General features: G+C 58.8%; 9 protein-coding genes, 3 tRNA genes, 3 rRNA genes and 4 pseudogenes. 17 read left to right on the top strand and 2 right to left on the bottom strand.

What is annotated here, in order from left to right; genetic code table 11:
- Positions 1 to 54: 54 nt before the first annotated feature.
- Complete coding sequence (gene tsaD, locus AYM40_RS22475; RefSeq protein ID WP_063498472.1) at positions 55 to 1,083, bottom strand: tRNA (adenosine(37)-N6)-threonylcarbamoyltransferase complex transferase subunit TsaD; 1,029 nt, start codon at positions 1,081 to 1,083, stop codon at positions 55 to 57.
- A gap of 131 nt (positions 1,084 to 1,214) precedes the next feature.
- Between tsaD and AYM40_RS22480 the strand changes: the two genes are divergently transcribed.
- The 9 genes and pseudogenes from AYM40_RS22480 (at position 1,215) to AYM40_RS22515 (ending at position 9,966) form a co-directional block, all read left to right on the top strand.
- Positions 1,215 to 2,432 (top strand): NAD(P)/FAD-dependent oxidoreductase, encoded by a 1,218-nt coding sequence (locus tag AYM40_RS22480; protein WP_063498473.1) that lies wholly within the window; start codon positions 1,215 to 1,217, stop codon positions 2,430 to 2,432.
- A 68-nt stretch (positions 2,433 to 2,500) separates the two neighbouring features.
- On the top strand, positions 2,501 to 2,713 hold the full coding sequence (gene rpsU / locus AYM40_RS22485) for a 30S ribosomal protein S21 (protein ID WP_063498474.1): 213 nt from the start codon (positions 2,501 to 2,503) through the stop codon (positions 2,711 to 2,713).
- Positions 2,714 to 2,963: 250 nt separating this feature from the next.
- Positions 2,964 to 3,410, top strand: a complete 447-nt coding sequence (locus AYM40_RS22490; protein WP_063498475.1) for a GatB/YqeY domain-containing protein — start codon at positions 2,964 to 2,966, stop codon at positions 3,408 to 3,410.
- A gap of 78 nt (positions 3,411 to 3,488) precedes the next feature.
- Entirely contained in the window at positions 3,489 to 5,360 is a 1,872-nt protein-coding gene (gene dnaG / locus AYM40_RS22495; RefSeq protein ID WP_063498476.1) for a DNA primase, read from the top strand.
- A 93-nt stretch (positions 5,361 to 5,453) separates the two neighbouring features.
- On the top strand, positions 5,454 to 7,844 hold the full coding sequence (rpoD, locus tag AYM40_RS22500; RefSeq protein ID WP_082855239.1) for an RNA polymerase sigma factor RpoD: 2,391 nt from the start codon (positions 5,454 to 5,456) through the stop codon (positions 7,842 to 7,844).
- Between the two features lie 152 nt (positions 7,845 to 7,996).
- A tRNA-Ile gene (locus AYM40_RS22505) sits at positions 7,997 to 8,084 on the top strand.
- A gap of 161 nt (positions 8,085 to 8,245) precedes the next feature.
- The gene (locus tag AYM40_RS43500) at positions 8,246 to 8,470 is read left to right on the top strand and encodes an Arm DNA-binding domain-containing protein (RefSeq protein WP_082855240.1); all 225 of its coding nucleotides are present in this window, start codon (positions 8,246 to 8,248) and stop codon (positions 8,468 to 8,470) included.
- A 59-nt stretch (positions 8,471 to 8,529) separates the two neighbouring features.
- A pseudogene (locus tag AYM40_RS22510) lies at positions 8,530 to 8,811 on the top strand (HU family DNA-binding protein); the annotation flags it as partial.
- A pseudogene (locus AYM40_RS22515) lies at positions 8,808 to 9,966 on the top strand (PDDEXK nuclease domain-containing protein). The pseudogenes AYM40_RS22510 and AYM40_RS22515, both read left to right, overlap by 4 nt.
- Before the next feature lie 255 nt (positions 9,967 to 10,221).
- Here AYM40_RS22515 and AYM40_RS22520 read toward each other — a convergent pair.
- Positions 10,222 to 10,767 (bottom strand): annotated as a pseudogene (locus AYM40_RS22520) (error-prone DNA polymerase); the annotation flags it as partial.
- Positions 10,768 to 10,788: 21 nt separating this feature from the next.
- Here AYM40_RS22520 and AYM40_RS22525 point away from each other — a divergent pair.
- The 8 genes and pseudogenes from AYM40_RS22525 to AYM40_RS22560 all read left to right on the top strand — a co-directional run bounded on the left by AYM40_RS22525 (position 10,789) and on the right by AYM40_RS22560 (position 19,181).
- A complete protein-coding gene (locus AYM40_RS22525; RefSeq protein ID WP_082855241.1) occupies positions 10,789 to 11,130 on the top strand; it encodes a transposase in 342 nt (113 codons plus the stop codon).
- A gap of 614 nt (positions 11,131 to 11,744) precedes the next feature.
- A 16S ribosomal RNA gene (locus tag AYM40_RS22530) occupies positions 11,745 to 13,275 on the top strand.
- A gap of 64 nt (positions 13,276 to 13,339) precedes the next feature.
- A tRNA-Ile gene (locus AYM40_RS22535) sits at positions 13,340 to 13,416 on the top strand.
- A 91-nt stretch (positions 13,417 to 13,507) separates the two neighbouring features.
- Positions 13,508 to 13,583, top strand: a tRNA-Ala gene (locus tag AYM40_RS22540).
- Positions 13,584 to 13,924: 341 nt separating this feature from the next.
- A 23S ribosomal RNA gene (locus AYM40_RS22545) occupies positions 13,925 to 16,805 on the top strand.
- Between the two features lie 219 nt (positions 16,806 to 17,024).
- Positions 17,025 to 17,137 (top strand): 5S ribosomal RNA (rrf, locus tag AYM40_RS22550).
- Together the 16S, 23S and 5S rRNA genes with 2 tRNA genes alongside form the textbook arrangement of a ribosomal RNA operon.
- Positions 17,138 to 17,333: 196 nt before the next feature.
- Positions 17,334 to 17,594, top strand: a pseudogene (locus tag AYM40_RS22555) (transposase); the annotation flags it as partial.
- A 231-nt stretch (positions 17,595 to 17,825) separates the two neighbouring features.
- Positions 17,826 to 19,181, top strand: a complete 1,356-nt coding sequence (locus tag AYM40_RS22560) for an IS110 family transposase (RefSeq protein ID WP_063495238.1) — start codon at positions 17,826 to 17,828, stop codon at positions 19,179 to 19,181.
- Positions 19,182 to 19,187 lie beyond the last annotated feature (6 nt).

The following is a 19,187-nucleotide window of genomic DNA, read 5'->3' on the forward strand; positions in this document are numbered from 1 at the left end:
CTTTTTCTATGGGGTTGCCATTGTGTCGCGAGGCGTGCGCCAGGTGTCGCGGGCTCAGCGCGCGAGGGACGTCAGATCCCAGCGCGGCTTCACCGTGAACGCGTAGTCTTTGCCCGATTGATCGGGCCAGCGTTGCAGCCTCAACGCACCCGCCAACGCGATCATTGCGCCGTTGTCCGTACACAGCGACAGGTCCGGGTAGTGCACGAAAAAATTGCGCTTCTTCGCCGCGGCGGAAAGGGCTTCGCGCAGTTGCCGGTTTGCGCCCACACCGCCCGCGACTACCAGGCGATTGAGTTTGGTTCGTTTGAGCGCGGCCAGCGATTTCGCCGCCAGCACTTCCACGGCCGCGTCGACGAAACCGCGTGCCAGATCGGCTTTCGCCTGCTCGCAGATATTCGCGCCGCCGAGCTTCTTCGCGTGCGTGAGGACAGCGGTCTTAAGCCCGCTGAAGCTGAAATCGAGGTCGCCGGAATGCAGCATTGGGCGCGGCAGGACCACCGCGCCGGGCGTGCCGAACTCAGCCATCCGCGACACTTCCGGGCCGCCCGGATAGCCGAGGCCCAGCAGTTTGGCGGTTTTGTCGAAGGCTTCGCCGGCGGCGTCGTCCAGCGTTTCACCGAGCGTCTCGTAGACGCCCACGTCCGTTACACGCATCAACTGCGTATGGCCGCCCGACACCAGCAGCGCGACAAACGGAAACGGCGGCGGTTCGTCCACCAGCAGCGGCGACAGCAAGTGCCCTTCGAGATGGTGGATACCGATGGTCGGCTTGTCCCACGCCATGGCCAGCGAATTGGCGACGCTCGCGCCGACCAGCAGCGCGCCCGCGAGGCCCGGGCCCTGCGTATAGGCGATTGCGTCGATATCGCCGCGTACCGCGCCGGCGCGTTCCATCACCTCTTCGAGCAGCGGCAGCGCGCGCCGGATATGGTCGCGCGACGCCAACTCCGGCACCACGCCGCCGTACTCCCGATGCATCGCAATTTGCGAATGCAGCGCGTGCGCGAGCAGGCCGCGCTCTGTGTCGTAGAGCGCGAGACCGGTTTCGTCGCAGGAGCTTTCGATGCCGAGAACGAGCATGATGGGTGGGTCGGGTGGGTTTGAGCGGGCACGGGAGTGAAGCCACTCCGGCGTCCAAAAGTGAAAAGGCAAGCTTTAAAGTATAGCAGCGCGGGCAGAGGGCCGCCGACGCGCGGGTACAATGCGGCCCCATGGAATCCTTCGATATCGCAGTGATCGGCGCAGGCGCGGCCGGCATGATGTGCGCGGCCGTGGCCGGGCAACTCGGCCGTCGCGTGGTGCTGATCGACCACTCGCAACGTCTCGCGGAGAAAATCCGCATTTCCGGCGGCGGCCGGTGCAACTTCACGAATCTGTACGCCGGACCAGGCAATTACCTGTCGGCCAACCCCCATTTTTGCCGCTCGGCGCTGGCGCGCTATACGCCGCGCGACTTCATGGCCTTGCTTAAGCGCCATCACGTGACGTGGCACGAGAAGCACAAGGGGCAGTTGTTTTGCGATCAGTCGAGCGACGCGGTCATCAATGTACTGAAGAACGAATGCGACACGGGCCGCATTGCGTGGCGCACGCCGCTCGCGGTCGAGCAGGTGCGGAATGACGCCGCCGGGCGGTTCACGCTGGATACCCACTCGGGCCCGATTACTGCCCGCGCGCTCGTGGTGGCGACCGGCGGCCTGTCGATTCCCAAGATTGGCGCCACCGATTTTGCCTACCGCCTCGCCAAGCAATTCGGCCATAAGCTGATCGACACGCGCCCCGCGCTGGTCCCGCTGACCTTTGCCACGGCCGACTGGGAGCCGTTCTCGGCGCTCTCCGGCGTGTCGCTCGAAGTGCAGCTGGCGACCGGCAACAAAAAGGCCGGCGCCGAGTTCAACGAAGATCTGCTGCTCACCCACCGCGGCTTGTCGGGCCCGGGGGTTCTGCAGATTTCGAGCTACTGGCAGCCCGGCGAGCCGATTCATATCAATCTGCTGCCCGAGCAGGACGCCACCACCGCATTGCTGGAAGCCAAAACCGGCACGAAGCGCCAGATCGCCAATCTGCTCTCGGAATGGGTGCCGCAACGGCTTGCCCACGTCTGGCTGGAAACCCATCAGATTCCCGCCGAAGCGCGTGTGGCCGATCTGCCGGACAAGACGCTGCGCCGCGTCGGCGAGGCGTTGTCGCGCTGGACGCTCACCCCCAACGGCACCGAAGGCTACCGCAAGGCCGAAGTTACGCGCGGGGGTATCGACACGCGCGACCTGTCGTCGGCGACGATGATGAGCGCCCGCACGCCGGGTTTGTACTTCATCGGCGAGGCGGTCGACGTGACCGGCTGGCTCGGCGGCTACAACTTTCAATGGGCGTGGGCCTCCGGCGTGGCGGCCGGCCAGGCGGCCGCGGAGTACGTTTTAGGGGCTTGACGGCGCATTAGCTTTGTGAGAAAGCTCTGCTATACTCCTGAACCTTTACAAAGTTCCGTTATTGAAAAATGACGACCATCCGCGTAAAAGACAACGAGCCGCTTGAAGTTGCCATGCGCCGCTTCAAGCGCACGATGGAGAAAAACGGGTTGCTGACGGAACTTCGCGCCCGCGAGTTTTACGAAAAGCCTACGGCTGAGCGCAAGCGCAAGAAGGCGGCTGCGGTTAAGCGTCATTTCAAGCGTCTGCGTGGCCAGATGCTGCCAAAGAAGTTCTACTGATTCTGGCGTTGCCGCGGTTCCCGTCGAACGGAGCGGCGACATCCAACTGGTGAGGGCACAAGCAGGTGCCGTCACGGAAAACACGGCCCTTCGGGCCAGCCGGCAGGGTCGCATCCACTACGCAAAATCGCGCCAACCCGCTTGAGGAAGCAGTCCCAAGCGGGCGTTTGTGTTGGATACGGCGTGTTGATGCAGGGTATGGGTGCGGTTAGCCGGCCGGTTTTTAAATTTCAACGCATTCAGGTGAGTGATGAGTCTCAAGGACCAGATCAACGACGACATGAAAGCTGCCATGCGGGCGCGTGAGACTGAGCGTCTCGGCACGATCCGCTTGCTGCTCGCCGCCGTCAAGCAGCGCGAAGTCGACGAACGCGTCACCCTTGACGACGCGGCGATCACCGCCGTCATCGACAAGATGATCAAGCAGCGCAAAGACTCGATCAGCCAGTTCGAAGCCGCTGGCCGCACGGATCTCGCCGACAAGGAAAAGGCCGAGTTGGTCATCCTGTCCGCCTATATGCCGGCGCAGATGTCCGAAGCGGAGATCCTTGCCGAAGTTCAGGCCGCGGTCGCGCAAACTGGCGCTGCCGGCCCGCAAGACATGGGCAAGGTGATGGGCGTGCTCAAGCCGAAGCTGGCCGGCCGCGCCGACATGACCGCTGTCTCGGCGCAAGTCAAAGCCGCGCTCGCGAAGTAATTCCCGTATTTCCGGTCTGCGCGCGCCGTTGCTCGACGGCGCGCGCAGCCTTGGGCCTTTTAGGTAGCGTCATTCACTGTGATTCCACCGTCATTCCTGCAGGACCTGCTCAACCGCGTCGATATCGTCGACGTGGTCGGCCGGTATGTGCAGTTGAAAAAGGGCGGCGCGAACTTCATGGGGCTGTGCCCGTTTCACAACGAGAAAAGCCCCTCGTTTACGGTTAGTCCGACTAAACAGTTCTATCACTGCTTCGGCTGTGGCGCACATGGTACGGCTATTGGCTTCCTGATGGAGCACGTCGGCTCCACGTTTCCAGAGGCGGTCAACGAACTCGCGCAATCGGTCGGGTTGACCGTGCCGAACGAGCCTTCGCCGGGATATGGCGGCGGTGGCGGTTCCGGCGGGTATTCGCCCGCTGCGTCCAAGGCAGTCACCACGGCGCTATCCGATGTCATGCAGACCGCCTGCGATTTCTACCGCAAACAGCTGCGCGGCGCGCCGGTCGCGATCCAGTATCTGAAGAAACGCGGGCTGACCGGCGAGATCGCCGCCCGCTTCGGCCTCGGCTACGCACCAGACGGCTGGCAGAACCTCGAGCCCGCATTCCCCAACTATCGGGACGATTCGCTGGTCGAATCGGGTCTTGTGATCGTCAGCGAAAAGGCCGATGCGCAAGGTCAGAATCGCCGATACGACCGCTTTCGCGAGCGGATCATGTTCCCGATACGCAATGTGAAAGGGCAGGTGATCGGCTTCGGCGGGCGCGTGCTGGACGGCGGCGAACCGAAATATTTGAATTCGCCGGAAACGCCTCTATTTAACAAGGGCAGCGAGCTGTACGGGCTGTTCGAGGCACGTTTGGCCATCCGCGAACAGCATTACGTGTTGGTGGTCGAAGGCTATATGGACGTGGTCGCGCTGGCCCAATTGGGATTCCAGAACGCGGTGGCCACGCTCGGCACGGCCTGCACGCCGATTCATGTGCAGAAACTGATGCGCCAGACCGATACGGTCATCTTCAGCTTCGACGGCGATTCGGCGGGGCGCCGCGCCGCGCGCCGGGCGCTGGATGCCTGCCTGCCCCACGCGGCGGATAACCGGACCATCCGGTTCCTGTTTTTGCCGTCCGAGCATGATCCGGACAGCTACGTGCGCGAATTCGGCACGGAGGCGTTCGCCGAGCAGGTCGAGCGCGCCATGCCGCTGTCGCAGTTCATGCTGAACGAGGTGCTGACCGGCAAGGAACTGGACCAGCCGGAAGGCCGGGCTCGCGCGCTGTTCGACGCGAAACCGCTGCTGCAGCAGCTGCCGGCCAATGCGCTGCGCGCTCAGATCATGCATATGTTCGCCGACCGGCTCGACGTGCCGTTCGACGAAGTGGCCGCCTTATGCGAAGTCGACGCCCGGATCGCGGCAGCTGCCCGTTTGGCGCCGGCCCGCAAGGACCGGCGCAGTGTGACCGGGATCGAAGAAAAAACGCTGCGCAATCTGGTGATGTATCCGCGGACGGTGGCGGTGCTCGACGAGGAAGCCGAGCAGGCGCTTCTGAGCGTCACGCGGCACGGCGAGCTGTTCGAAGAAGTGGCGACGCATGCGCGCGCGCTGGGCGATTCGGCGGAGTTCCAGTTGCTGTCCGACCTATTGCGAAACGGCGCGAATGCCCCAACTTTCGAGGAAATCTTTCGCAAAATTCTAGACTATGATGAAAACGTCCGGGATTTACTGCTGAAGGACCCGGAGGATGCGACCGTCATCGAGGAACGGCGCGAGCAGGAAAGGATTGTCGGAGAGGAACTGAAAGCGGCGATTCTGAAGATGCGATACGACGCTTACTGCGATCGTCTAGAGCAGCTTTCGCGGCAATCCCGGCACACGCCGGAGGAGTTTGCGGAGCTGACGGACCTGAATCAGAAGCGGGCTGAGATGAAGCGCCAGCTTGGGTTGTAAGCGAGATGGCAGAAACCTGGGTGCTATAATAAAAGGTTTCCAGCGGTTTGTTTTTTCAATGGTTTTCCTAGCAAAGGCGAAAAGGCGATTGCGATGGCAAAGACACCAGGCGGAAAAATAGCAACAGGCACGGGTTCGAATGAGCCGACCAGAAAGGTCACCGAGGCCAAGTTAGCTTCTTCCCCCAGAAAAACGTCTGCCGCAAGCGTCACACCTGCTGCCGGGAAGAAATCCTCGACCAGTTCCGCTGCGCGAGCGGAGCCGGACAGGGCGGCGAAAGCTGTACCACCACCGGCCGCAGAACGGCCGGATGTCAGAAGCGCAAGGGAAGCGCCTGCCGCGCAGGACGATGCGGTAGAGCGCGAGACTCCAGTATCCACGGTTCAACCGGCTGTTGTCCAACAGCCGCGAGTCGAGACTACAGCCGGTACGACGAACTCCATGACGAAAAAGCTGAACGAAACACCCGTTGATGACGACGCAACCCAAAGCGAAGAAACCCCTGCGGCCGTTCCCGGCAAGGTGGAAAAGGTCAAGGCTCGCGATCGTCGTGCAAAGGAAAAAGCGCTGCTGAAAGACGCGTTTGCGTCGTCGCAGCCGGGCACCGTCGAGGAACTCGAAGAGCGCCGCTCCAAACTGCGCGCGCTGATCAAGCTCGGCAAGGAGCGCGGCTTCCTCACGTACGCGGAAATCAACGACCACCTGCCGGACAACTTCACCGAGACCGAGGCGATCGAAGGCATCATCAGCACGTTCAACGACATGGGCGTGGCGGTGTACGAGCAGGCGCCGGATGCTGAAACGCTGCTGTTGAACGACAACGCACCGGCTGCTTCGTCGGACGACGAAGTGGAGGAGGAAGCGGAAGTCGCGCTCTCCACCGTCGACTCCGAATTCGGCCGCACCACCGACCCGGTCCGCATGTATATGCGCGAAATGGGTACGGTCGAGCTGCTCACGCGCGAAGGCGAAATCGAGATCGCCAAACGGATCGAAGACGGCCTCAAGCACATGGTGATGGCGATCTCCGCGTGCCCGACCACGATCGCCGACATTCTGGCGATGGCTGAGCGCGTCGCGAACGAGGAAATCCGCATCGACGAACTGGTCGACGGCCTGATCGACGCCAACGCGGAAGATGCGGACGGCTTCTCGGTGCAGGAAGCGGAAGCGATCGAAAGCGAAGACGAGGAAGGCGAGGAAGAAGACGCGGACGAGGAGGAGGAAGACGACGGCGCGGCGCAAGCCACGGCCAACGCAGCGCAGATGGAAGCGCTCAAGCGTGCGTCCCTCGAGAAGTTCGCCATGATCAGCGAATGGTTCGACAAGATGCGTCGCGCGTTCGAAAAGGAAGGCTACAAGTCCAAGTCGTATCTGAAGGCGCAGGAAACCATCCAGAACGAACTGATGACGATCCGCTTTACCGCGCGTACCGTCGAGCGTCTGTGCGACACGTTGCGTGCGCAAGTAGACGAAGTGCGTCAGGTCGAGCGTCAGATCCTGCATACGGTGGTCGACAAGTGCGGCATGCCGCGTGCCGAGTTCATCGCACGTTTCCCGGGCAGCGAAACGGATCTGGAATGGGCCGACAAGATCGTCGGCGAAGGTCACGCGTATAGCGCGATCCTCACGCGTAACATTCCGGCCATTCGCGAACAGCAGCAACGTCTGCTCGATTTGCAGGCGCGTGTCGTTTTGCCGCTGAAGGACCTGAAGGAAACCAACCGCCAGATGGCGGCCGGAGAACTGAAAGCACGTCAGGCAAAGCGCGAAATGACCGAGGCGAACTTGCGTCTCGTGATCTCGATCGCGAAGAAGTACACGAACCGTGGTCTGCAGTTTCTCGACCTGATTCAGGAAGGCAACATCGGCCTGATGAAGGCGGTGGACAAGTTCGAATACCGTCGCGGCTACAAGTTCTCCACGTATGCAACATGGTGGATCCGTCAGGCCATCACGCGTTCGATCGCGGACCAGGCGCGTACGATCCGGATTCCGGTTCATATGATCGAAACGATCAACAAGATGAACCGCATCTCGCGCCAGATCTTGCAGGAAACCGGTCTCGAGCCGGATCCCGCAACGCTGGCCGAGAAGATGGAGATGCCGGAAGACAAGATCCGCAAGATCATGAAGATCGCGAAGGAGCCGATCTCGATGGAAACGCCGATCGGTGACGACGACGACTCGCATCTGGGCGACTTCATCGAGGACAACAACACGGTCGCGCCGGCCGACGCCGCACTGCACGCCAGCATGCGCGATGTCGTGAAGGACGTGCTCGACTCGCTGACGCCGCGTGAAGCGAAGGTGCTGCGCATGCGTTTCGGTATCGAGATGAGCACGGATCACACGCTCGAAGAAGTCGGCAAGCAGTTCGATGTGACGCGTGAGCGGATCCGCCAGATCGAGGCGAAGGCGCTGCGCAAGCTGCGTCACCCGAGCCGTTCGGACAAGCTGAAGTCGTTCCTCGAAGGGAATTGATCGAAGTTGGCGGTCGTGGGAAATGATGTAGCGGTTTGAAGGGGCCTCCCGGTTGTTTCGCTTGGGCGAAGCGGTTACGGAGGCCCTTTTTTCGTGTAGTATGTCGGCCAATCGATGAATTGGCCCGGCCTTCATGACCGGGTCTTTTTCTTGGGCCGGACGCCGTGCTGGTTGCAGGCAGCGGACTCATAATCCGCCTCCGAAAGGACACCGTCGGTTCGACTCCGACCCGGCCCACCATTTGCTATTCCAGCATGTTCCAAGACGTTCTGTCTGAATCTCCCAAATCCTTGTTGGGAAGGTAGTTCCGCTCATTCGTCATGCTCAAAACGGCCGCTTGGTTCCGCTGACTTCTATCGTTCTGAGGGGGTAACTCGACGCCGCAAAGAGGAGTTACCCCCATGCCCCTTTCAGACGCTGCAATTCGCAAGGCTAAGGCTGGCTCTAGGCCGACGAAGTTGTCGGATGGTGGCGGCCTCTTCCTGTTGCTCAATCCGAACGGTTCACGTTGGTGGCGGTTTAAATATCGTTTCGGGGGCAAGCTCACACTAGGTTGTTCTGTGTCATGGCCCAGTTGCGCTGCGCTTTCTCGCGTGCCGCAGAGTCGGACCGCCCGCTGGTCGTGATTGCGTGAAGGCAGGCCGATCGGGTAGGGTGGCGACATCGCAACCACAACGAGGAATCAACAATGAACAAGCAGGAACTGGTGGATGCGGTCGCGGCGGTAACCGATGAAAGCAAGGTCGCGACCGGCGAGATGATCGACGCAGTGATCGCTACGATCACCGGCGCGGTGACGAAGGGCGACACCGTCCAGCTGATTGGCTTCGGCTCGTTTTCCACGGGTGCGCGCGCCGCACGGGTCGGCCGCAATCCGGCGACCGGCGCCGAAATCCAGATCCCCGCAGCGAAGACGGTCAAGTTCACGGCGGGCAAGGCGTTCAAGGATGCCGTCAACGCGTCATGACGAAGGTGGCAATCGCGCCCGGCGACTACGCCGGGCTGCACAAGGAAGTGGTCAGTGTCGTCGAATCGGCGCGACGCACGGCGGCACGCAACGTCAATGCCGTGATGACCGCCGCCTACTGGGAGATCGGGCGGCGGATCGTCGCCAGCGAGCAGGGCGGGCAGGCGCGCGCCGGCTACGGACAGGCGCTGATCGCCCGGCTCGCGGACGACCTGACGCGCCGTTTCGGACGCGGATTCGGCCGGGCGAATCTGGCCAGCATGCGCGCGTTTTATTCCGCCTGGCCGGCGGCGGAGATTTTCCAGACAGTGTCTGGAAAATCGGCAGCCCCCGGAAATGTCCAGACGCCGTCTGGAAAATCTCCGCCGGCGAAAGACGTCGTCGACGCCATGGCAACGGCGCCCGATTACATGGCATTAGCCACCCGTTTTACGCTGCCGTGGTCCGCCTATGTGCGCCTGCTTTCAGTGAAGACGTCGGCCGCCCGCGCTTTCTATGAAAACAGAGGCGTTGCGCGAAGGCTGGTCGGTGCGCCAGCTCGACCGCCAGATCAGTAGCCAGCTTTACGAGCGGCTGGCGCTGTCGCGCAACAAGGCGGCCCTGCTCAGGAAAGCCGCCGATGTCCAGCCGGGTGATCTCCTCACGCCAGAGGAGGCGATTCGCGACCCGTTCGTCCTCGAGTTTCTCGACATCAAGGACGAGTACTCGGAGTCCGACCTTGAGGAAGCGCTGATCCAACATCTGGCGGATTTCCTGCTGGAGCTCGGTGACGACTTTGCTTTCGTCGGCCGGCAGCGCCGCCTGAGAATCGACGACACGTGGTTCAGGGTCGATCTGGTGTTTTTCCATCGACGTCTGAGATGCCTGGTCATCATCGATCTCAAGGTCGGTCGCTTCAGCTATGCGGACGCCGGGCAGATGCATCTCTATCTGAACTACGCGCGCGAGCACTGGATGAAGCCTGGGGAGAATCCACCTGTCGGTCTGATCCTTTGCGCCGAAAAAGGTGCAGCGGAAGCACATTACGCGCTGGACAACCTGCCGAACAAGATTCTCGCGGCGGAATACCAGACGGTGTTGCCAGATGAGGCGATGATCGTGCAGGAGCTTGAGCGCACGACCGCGGAACTGGAGCGGCGTACCGGGCCTGCGTAAGGGTTGGTCCCGACGCCCGGCGGATCCCGCTTACCTGAAGGTGAGGCCGCGAGTCGGTACCGCATCATCATGTGAGGTTAGACGGTGGAGCACCGTTGGCGCGGCATAGCGGAATCTTGATGTTGCTGCCCTCGGCGCGTTCCCAGTACAGCTGCGCGAATTCCCGGATGCTCATGTGTGCGCCAAACACCCTGACGTACTCGCGGTAGTCCGCCTGGATCTGGGCCGAATAGCACATGATCGCTCTCCCTGGACGAGGCGTACCGGCGCGCGAGTCGATTTGCCTTCGACAGCCGAATCCCAGTTGCTGAGCGTGACATCGACGGGCAGCACCTTTACGCCGTGGCGCCTTGCGTCCTGGACAAGCTGCGAGGGGGAATAGAATCCCATCGGCTGGCTGTTTAGCATCGCGACGAGAAACGCGACAGGCTCATGACACTTCAGCCATGCACTTGCGTAGACCAGCAGCGCGAAGCTCGCCGCGTGACTCTCCGGAAAACCATATTCGCCGAAGCCCTGGATCTGCGCAAAGATGGCCTCGGCAAACTCGCAGTCGTAACCGCGCTCGAGCATCCCGTTCACGATGCGGTCGTAGTAGGCTTCGAGTCCGCGCCTTGCGGCGCCATGCGGCCATCGCGCGACGCAGCTGGTCGGCCTCGCCGGCGGTGAATCCGGCAGCGAGCATCGCGCCTGCATCACCTGCTCCTGAAAGATCGGCACGCCGAGCGTGCGCGAGAGCGCCTGCTTCATCTGCGGGCTCGGATAGGTGACGGGCTCCTTACCTTGCCGCCGGCGCAGGTAGGCGATGCCTTGCCGCGGTTAATGAAGATCGCCCGTGAAGCTGGCCTGGCGCTGCGCGGCACCATCGTCAGCCTGGACGGTGCCTACGACTGTCGGATCAACCGCAAGGCCATCTTCAATCGCGGCATGGTGCCTAACATCAACCCGAACCGGCGCGGCAGAAAAAACCCAAACGCGGCGCGCAAGGCGCTGTTCGATCCGGCCATTTTTAAAGAGCGTTTCAACACCATCGAGCGATTGTTCGGTTGGGAAGACAAGTTCCGTCGCCTGCTGCTGCGTTTCGAGCGGCTCAGTCATCTGCACTACGCGTTCAAGACGCTCGTGTACACGATGATCAATCTACGGCACTACTGCAGCAGCTGATCGAGCGATCAGGCTGGCGTTTCCCGTTCCGACGCAGTGCGTCGTGATCTGCCTCGTGCGCACATTGCCCTGTTTGTCTTGACAGCGTCCGTCCATCCTTCATTCAAGCATCAACCATATATTTTGCATTCCTATTGATGAAAAAATCACCATTAGTGATCCGAACAAAACCTGCAACCAGTAGTCTATCAGGTCAAACACCGGATGCTCGATGACTTCCTCCGCCAGCGGTTCAAAAATCCCACCGTTCGGATGAAATTTGCGTAAGTCCTGGATTCAACTCAGCAGCCCAAAAAAATAATTTTTCAAATGTGCTTGACGGGGGTGGCGGTGGACCCTCATAATTCGCCTCCCGTTTGATGACGGACGCGAAGAAAGCAGAGCTTCCAAGCGAGTGATCTTTAAAAATTAACAGCCGATAAGTGTGGGCGCTTGATGCGCGACGCGCCGGTGGGTTCTTCGGAGTCTGCCGGGAAGCGAAAGTATCAAGTCTCACACTAGTATTAAAGGAAGGTTTTCCTGTTGGGGTGAATTCACGCCGGCAGGATGATCATTCGTCAGTACGTTGAGTGAGCGACCGGGTTCGCAAGAGCCCGAAAAACAGTAACAGGTTTGAACTGAAGAGTTTGATCCTGGCTCAGATTGAACGCTGGCGGCATGCCTTACACATGCAAGTCGAACGGCAGCACGGGGGCAACCCTGGTGGCGAGTGGCGAACGGGTGAGTAATACATCGGAACGTGTCCTGTAGTGGGGGATAGCCCGGCGAAAGCCGGATTAATACCGCATACGCTCTACGGAGGAAAGGGGGGGATCGCAAGACCTCCCGCTACAGGGGCGGCCGATGGCAGATTAGCTAGTTGGTGGGGTAAAGGCCTACCAAGGCGACGATCTGTAGCTGGTCTGAGAGGACGACCAGCCACACTGGGACTGAGACACGGCCCAGACTCCTACGGGAGGCAGCAGTGGGGAATTTTGGACAATGGGCGAAAGCCTGATCCAGCAATGCCGCGTGTGTGAAGAAGGCCTTCGGGTTGTAAAGCACTTTTGTCCGGAAAGAAAGCCTCTGGGTTAATACCCCGGGGGGATGACGGTACCGGAAGAATAAGCACCGGCTAACTACGTGCCAGCAGCCGCGGTAATACGTAGGGTGCAAGCGTTAATCGGAATTACTGGGCGTAAAGCGTGCGCAGGCGGTCCGCTAAGACAGATGTGAAATCCCCGGGCTTAACCTGGGAACTGCATTTGTGACTGGCGGGCTAGAGTATGGCAGAGGGGGGTAGAATTCCACGTGTAGCAGTGAAATGCGTAGAGATGTGGAGGAATACCGATGGCGAAGGCAGCCCCCTGGGCCAATACTGACGCTCATGCACGAAAGCGTGGGGAGCAAACAGGATTAGATACCCTGGTAGTCCACGCCCTAAACGATGTCAACTAGTTGTTGGGTCTTCATTGACTTAGTAACGTAGCTAACGCGTGAAGTTGACCGCCTGGGGAGTACGGTCGCAAGATTAAAACTCAAAGGAATTGACGGGGACCCGCACAAGCGGTGGATGATGTGGATTAATTCGATGCAACGCGAAAAACCTTACCTACCCTTGACATGTATGGAATCCTGCTGAGAGGTGGGAGTGCCCGAAAGGGAGCCGTAACACAGGTGCTGCATGGCTGTCGTCAGCTCGTGTCGTGAGATGTTGGGTTAAGTCCCGCAACGAGCGCAACCCTTGTCCCTAGTTGCTACGCAAGAGCACTCTAGGGAGACTGCCGGTGACAAACCGGAGGAAGGTGGGGATGACGTCAAGTCCTCATGGCCCTTATGGGTAGGGCTTCACACGTCATACAATGGTCGGAACAGAGGGTCGCCAACCCGCGAGGGGGAGCCAATCCCAGAAAACCGATCGTAGTCCGGATCGCACTCTGCAACTCGAGTGCGTGAAGCTGGAATCGCTAGTAATCGCGGATCAGCATGCCGCGGTGAATACGTTCCCGGGTCTTGTACACACCGCCCGTCACACCATGGGAGTGGGTTTTACCAGAAGTGGCTAGTCTAACCGCAAGGAGGACGGTCACCACGGTAGGATTCATGACTGGGGTGAAGTCGTAACAAGGTAGCCGTATCGGAAGGTGCGGCTGGATCACCTCCTTTCTCGAGCTAACGTGTCGAACGTTGAGCGCTCACGCTTATCGGCTGTGAATCAGGACAGACTCAGGGGTCTGTAGCTCAGTTGGTTAGAGCACCGTCTTGATAAGGCGGGGGTCGATGGTTCGAATCCATCCAGACCCACCATGTCGATGATCGTTGGCGCTTTAGCGCTTACGAGCATCCCATCCCCGAAGGGGGCAGGGCGGATCAACCTTGAGTCTGAATGGTTAAGTTGGGGGGATTAGCTCAGCTGGGAGAGCACCTGCTTTGCAAGCAGGGGGTCGTCGGTTCGATCCCGTCATCCTCCACCAATCATCAATGCTGGTTTATCTGCAGCGCACGTTGAAAGGCGTTTGCGATGTAGTGAAACAAGCATTGGCGATTGAGCCAGTCAGAGTGATACGTGGTTATAGCAACCGCGATATCGGCTGTCGTTCTTTAACAATCAGGAAGAAGTAGTAAAGAGATTCACGAAAGATCACTTAGAGATGGGTGATCGAGTAGGTGAATCAGGGTTGTGATTGTATCAATGTATGAAAAGGTGATCGAAAGATCGCTTTTGGAATACGGCGCAACACGAATACTCAACCTGTAGCGATTGTGGCGAGCGTTGCATTCCCAGTGGATGCGACATGAGACACACCCGTTATAGGGTCAAGCGAACAAGTGCATGTGGTGGATGCCTTGGCGATCACAGGCGATGAAGGACGCGGTAGCCTGCGAAAAGCTACGGGGAGCTGGCAAACGAGCTTTGATCCGTAGATGTCCGAATGGGGAAACCCACTCCTTATGGAGTATCCATAGCTGAATACATAGGCTATGTGAAGCGAACGCGGTGAACTGAAACATCTAAGTAACCGCAGGAAAAGAAATCAACCGAGATTCCCAGAGTAGTGGCGAGCGAAATGGGAGCAGCCTGTACTCGTTATCTTCATTGTTAGTCGAAGGCTCTGGAAAGTGCCGCCATAGCAGGTGATAGCCCTGTAGACGAAAACAGCGGGGAAGAACTAGGTGTACGACAAGTAGGGCGGGACACGTGAAATCCTGTCTGAAGATGGGGGGACCATCCTCCAAGGCTAAATACTCGTGATCGACCGATAGTGAACCAGTACCGTGAGGGAAAGGCGAAAAGAACCCCGGGAGGGGAGTGAAATAGATCCTGAAACCGCATGCATACAAACAGTCGGAGCCTTTGAAAGAGGGTGACGGCGTACCTTTTGTATAATGGGTCAGCGACTTACATTCAGTGGCAAGCTTAACCGATTAGGGCAGGCGTAGCGAAAGCGAGTCCGAACAGGGCGTTCAGTCGCTGGGTGTAGACCCGAAACCAGGTGATCTATCCATGGCCAGGATGAAGGTGCGGTAACACGTACTGGAGGTCCGAACCCACTAACGTTGAAAAGTTAGGGGATGAGCTGTGGATAGGGGTGAAAGGCTAAACAAACCTGGAAATAGCTGGTTCTCTCCGAAAACTATTTAGGTAGTGCCTCGTGTATCACCTTCGGGGGTAGAGCACTGTCATGGTTGTGGGGTCCATTGCGGATTACTACGCCATAGCAAACTCCGAATACCGAAGAGTGCAATCACGGGAGACAGACATCGGGTGCTAACGTCCGGTGTCAAGAGGGAAACAACCCAGACCGCCAGCTAAGGTCCCCAAATATTGCTAAGTGGGAAACGAAGTGGGAAGGCTAAAACAGTCAGGAGGTTGGCTTAGAAGCAGCCATCCTTTAAAGAAAGCGTAATAGCTCACTGATCGAGTCGTCCTGCGCGGAAGATGTAACGGGGCTAAGCAATATACCGAAGCTGCGGATGCACATTTATGTGCATGGTAGGAGAGCGTTCCGTAAGCCTGCGAAGGTGCATTGAAAAGTGCGCTGGAGGTATCGGAAGTGCGAATGCTGACATGAGTAGCGATAAAGGGGGTGAAAGGCCCCCTCGCCGTAAGCCCAAGGTTTCCTACGCAACGTTCATCGGCGTAGGGTGAGTCGGCCCCTAAGGCGAGGCAGAAATGCGTAGCTGATGGGAAGCAGGTTAATATTCCTGCACCATTGTTAAATGCGATGGGGGGACGGATCGCGGAAGGTTGTCCGGGTGTTGGAAGTCCCGGTTCCTGTGTTGGAGAAGGCGCTTAGGCAAATCCGGGCGCGGAATTCAAGGGCATGGGACGAGTGATCTAGGTCACGAAGCAACTGGAAGTGGTTCCAAGAAAAGCCTCTAAGCTTCAGTTTAACAAGACCGTACCGCAAACCGACACAGGTGGGCGAGATGAGTATTCTAAGGCGCTTGAGAGAACTCGGGAGAAGGAACTCGGCAAATTGGTACCGTAACTTCGGGATAAGGTACGCCCCTGTAGCCTGACTGGCCTGCGCCAGAAGGGTGAAGGGGTTGCAATAAACTGGTGGCTGCGACTGTTTAATAAAAACACAGCACTCTGCAAACACGAAAGTGGACGTATAGGGTGTGACGCCTGCCCGGTGCCGGAAGATTAAATGATGGGGTGCAAGCTCTTGATTGAAGTCCCGGTAAACGGCGGCCGTAACTATAACGGTCCTAAGGTAGCGAAATTCCTTGTCGGGTAAGTTCCGACCTGCACGAATGGCGTAACGATGGCCACACTGTCTCCTCCCGAGACTCAGCGAAGTTGAAGTGTTTGTGATGATGCAATCTCCCCGCGGCTAGACGGAAAGACCCCATGAACCTTTACTGTAGCTTTGCATTGGACTTTGAACCGGTCTGTGTAGGATAGGTGGGAGGCTTTGAAGCGTGGACGCCAGTCTGCGTGGAGCCGACCTTGAAATACCACCCTGGTTTGTTTGAGGTTCTAACCTTGGTCCGTGATCCGGATCGGGGACAGTGCATGGTAGGCAGTTTGACTGGGGCGGTCTCCTCCCAAAGTGTAACGGAGGAGTACGAAGGTACGCTAGGTACGGTCGGAAATCGTGCTGATAGTGCAATGGCATAAGCGTGCTTAACTGCGAGACCGACAAGTCGAGCAGGTGCGAAAGCAGGTCATAGTGATCCGGTGGTTCTGTATGGAAGGGCCATCGCTCAACGGATAAAAGGTACTCTGGGGATAACAGGCTGATACCGCCCAAGAGTTCATATCGACGGCGGTGTTTGGCACCTCGATGTCGGCTCATCTCATCCTGGGGCTGTAGCCGGTCCCAAGGGTATGGCTGTTCGCCATTTAAAGAGGTACGTGAGCTGGGTTTAAAACGTCGTGAGACAGTTTGGTCCCTATCTGCCGTGGGCGCTGGATATTTGAAGGGGGCTGCTCCTAGTACGAGAGGACCGGAGTGGACGAACCTCTGGTGTACCGGTTGTCACGCCAGTGGCATCGCCGGGTAGCTATGTTCGGAAGAGATAACCGCTGAAAGCATCTAAGCGGGAAACTCGCCTTAAGATGAGATATCCCCGGGGCTTCGAGCCCCTTGAAGGGTCGTTCAAGACCAGGACGTTGATAGGTCAGGTGTGGAAGCGCAGTAATGCGTTAAGCTAACTGATACTAATTGCCCGTAAGGCTTGATCCTATAACAGGTGTGTGTCGGCAGCCGTTAGTGCTTCAGCACTTATGGATGCCCACCCTGCGCCATGCGCAGGGTCTTGAGACCACATGCACAGGTTGAGATCGATGTTGTGCCTCGAACAACACAGCCCGAGCTTGCTGAAAGCTCCTCTGGTGAGCATCACCAGAAACTACTTCTTCCAGATTGGTTGTGTTGACAAAGTCAACACGACAACAAGTCATGCCTGATGACCATAGCGAGTCGGTCCCACCCCTTCCCATCCCGAACAGGACCGTGAAACGACTCCACGCCGATGATAGTGCGGATTCCCGTGTGAAAGTAGGTAATCGTCAGGCTCCCCAGCATGTCCAGAAACCCCACCCCGCAAAGGTGGGGTTTTTGCGTTTATGCACAAAAAATTTGTATTCCTAAGAATAAGAAGCAGGATTTTGATATTTGCAGAGCCGACCAGTCGATACTGGGGACCCCTGAGCTTGCCCCCGAAAAACGAATCCCTTGCTGAGCAGGTAAACTCAAGCAAGGAGAAGAACGATGACAGGCAAGGCAAAGCGGGCACAGTACACGCTCGAATTCAAGCTGGAAGCCGTGCGACTGGTCAAGGCCGGACAAAGCATGGCGGCCGTGGCGGCGACACTGGGTGTTGTTGAACAGACGCTGTACAACTGGATAAAGGCTGAGCGGGAAGGCAGGCTGGCGGGCGCTGGCACGAAGCCTGTGAGCCCAGAACAGATGGAACTGGCGCGGCTGCGTGCGGAAGTGGCTCGCCTGAAGATGGAGCGGGATATTTTAAAAAACCGCCCTACGCGCTTGCGCGCGCCCCTCATGAGTAGAAACTCCCGGGGAGTACACTCGATGCACGCAGAGACAGTGGCCGTAAGCTTCTTGGAGGTATGAACCCCGTCAAAAAACCTGGCCCAGGGGAAGCTGCGGACTCATCTGTGGCGGCGTCTTCGGGCGACCCCGTTTAGGAAATTGATCTATTCCGAGTCCCCGTCCTGCGCCTGATTATCCAGGAGGTGGGTGATGCCAAAAGACCGAACACGATCCAAGCCCTCAGGGTTGCCGATCATTCATCCGTTTGCAGCCGGTATTGATATCGGTTCACGGTTCCATGTTGTCGCCGTGAGTCCAGATCTGTGCGACGAGCCGGTGCAGACATTCCAGGCATTTACGAGCGATTTGCAACGCATGGCGGACTGGCTCGTCGCGACCGGCACAAAGACGGTTGTGATGGAATCGACCGGCGTGTACTGGGTCGCCGCCTACGAGGTGCTGGAGTCCCGGGGCCTTGAAGTCGTTCTTGCCAATGCACGCGAGGCGCGCGCAGTCCCTGGAAGAAAGAGTGATGTCAACGACGCACAATGGCTGCAGCGACTGCACGCGTGTGGGCTACTACGGGCAAGTTTCCGGCCTGGGCGCGACATCGCGGAATTACGCGCATACCTGCGTTGCCGCGAAAGGCATACTGACTATGCCGCCGCGCATATCCAGCACATGCAGAAAGCGCTGACCTTCATGAATATCCAGTTGCACCACGTGATCACGGATATCACGGGCGTCACTGGAATGCGGATCGTCCGCGCGATCGTCGCCGGCGAACGCGATCCAGACCGGCTGGCGGCGATGCGCGACGTCCGCTGCAAGGAAAGCCTTGAGACCATTCGTAGTGCACTGGTGGGCAACTACCAGCCCGAGCACGTATTCGCCTTGAAGCAGGCGCTTGCGCTGTATGACTTTTACCAGCGGTGTATCGACGAGTGCGATGTTGAGATCGAACGCGCTGTCGCGATTCTCAATATCGCTCACCCGATTCCGGATGCGCCGTTGCCGAAGGCGAAGCATCGCAGCAAGCTGCCCAGCGATCCCAACTTTGATGTGCGCACGGCCATGTACCAACTGGCGGGGACCGACCTGACGCAAATTCACGGCATCGGCCCATTCCTTGCACTGCGCCTGATTGGCGAATGTGGAACGGACTTGAGCCGATGGCCAACCGCCAAACATTTCACTTCATGGCTCACGCTTTCGCCCGGCTGCAAGATCAGCGGTGGCAAGGTGCTGTCATCGCACACGCGCAAAACAAGCAGTCGCATCACAGTCGCCCTGAGGCTTGCGGCGGTGACCGTTGGAAGAAGCAATACCGCGCTTGGTGCATTCTACCGGCGCCTCGCCGGGCGCATCGGCAACGCCAAGGCCGTGACCGCGACGGCGCGCAAGATCGCTGTCCTGTTTTATAACGCGATGCGCTATGGCATGGACTATCGCGACCCGGGTGCGGATCATTACGAGCAGCAGTACAGGGACCGCGTCATCAAACAGCTTCATCGCCGCGCGGCGCAATTTGGGTATTCACTGCAACCTCAGGACTCGCCAGCGTGAAGGTGT

The organism is Paraburkholderia phytofirmans OLGA172 (assembly GCF_001634365.1).
Classification (GTDB): Bacteria; Pseudomonadota; Gammaproteobacteria; order Burkholderiales; family Burkholderiaceae; genus Paraburkholderia.

What these genes read in the sequence shown, in the direction of transcription:
- AYM40_RS22480 (WP_063498473.1), top strand. Translation starts at nt 1,215, where the DNA reads ATGGAATCCTTCGATATCGCAGTGATCGGCGCAGGCGCGGCCGGCATG.
- AYM40_RS22490 (WP_063498475.1), top strand. Translation starts at nt 2,964, where the DNA reads ATGAGTCTCAAGGACCAGATCAACGACGACATGAAAGCTGCCATGCGG.
- rpoD (WP_082855239.1), top strand. Translation starts at nt 5,454, where the DNA reads ATGGCAAAGACACCAGGCGGAAAAATAGCAACAGGCACGGGTTCGAAT.
- AYM40_RS43500 (WP_082855240.1), top strand. Translation starts at nt 8,246, where the DNA reads ATGCCCCTTTCAGACGCTGCAATTCGCAAGGCTAAGGCTGGCTCTAGG.
- tsaD (WP_063498472.1), bottom strand. Translation starts at nt 1,083, where the DNA reads ATGCTCGTTCTCGGCATCGAAAGCTCCTGCGACGAAACCGGTCTCGCG.
- AYM40_RS22560 (WP_063495238.1), top strand. Translation starts at nt 17,826, where the DNA reads ATGCCAAAAGACCGAACACGATCCAAGCCCTCAGGGTTGCCGATCATT.
- AYM40_RS22525 (WP_082855241.1), top strand. Translation starts at nt 10,789, where the DNA reads ATGAAGATCGCCCGTGAAGCTGGCCTGGCGCTGCGCGGCACCATCGTC.
- rpsU (WP_063498474.1), top strand. Translation starts at nt 2,501, where the DNA reads ATGACGACCATCCGCGTAAAAGACAACGAGCCGCTTGAAGTTGCCATG.